Here is a 353-nt window from a genome sequence, read left to right on the forward strand (position 1 = left end):
CTCGGTCGCAGCTCCCTCAGTGACGTAGGCGTGCCACGGCTGGGTGTTGCACCAGGAGGGTGCCTGACGCGCCAGCTCGAACATTTCCTCGATCGTGGCGCGAGGGACGGGATCGCGCCTGAACGCGCGGTGGCTGTGCCTGCGCCGGATCACCGACGCGAGGACTGAGGCCTCGTCCGCCCCGGTCCCGTCCAGCGGCTCACCCATGCGTGTGGTCACAGACGCTCGATGATCGTGGCGTTCGCCATCCCGCCGGCCTCGCACATGGTCTGCAGGCCGAACGTGGCGTCGCGGCGCTCGAGCTCGTGCAGCAGCGTCGCCATGAGGCGGGTTCCCGAAGACCCGAGCGGATG

Annotated in this window: 1 protein-coding gene and 1 pseudogene; both read right to left on the minus strand. The window is 69.7% G+C overall.

Features of this window, described 5'->3' with window-relative positions:
- The coding region (locus tag ACOADB_RS22785; RefSeq protein WP_378604050.1) for a nitroreductase family protein at positions 1 to 219 on the minus strand (219 nt) is incomplete at its 3' end.
- Positions 216 to 353: pseudogene (locus ACOADB_RS22790) on the minus strand (steroid 3-ketoacyl-CoA thiolase); the annotation flags it as partial. The gene ACOADB_RS22785 and the pseudogene ACOADB_RS22790, both read right to left, overlap by 4 nt.

The sequence above is a fragment of the Nocardioides sp. CPCC 206348 genome (assembly GCF_048654705.1).
GTDB lineage: Bacteria > Actinomycetota > Actinomycetes > Propionibacteriales > Nocardioidaceae > Nocardioides.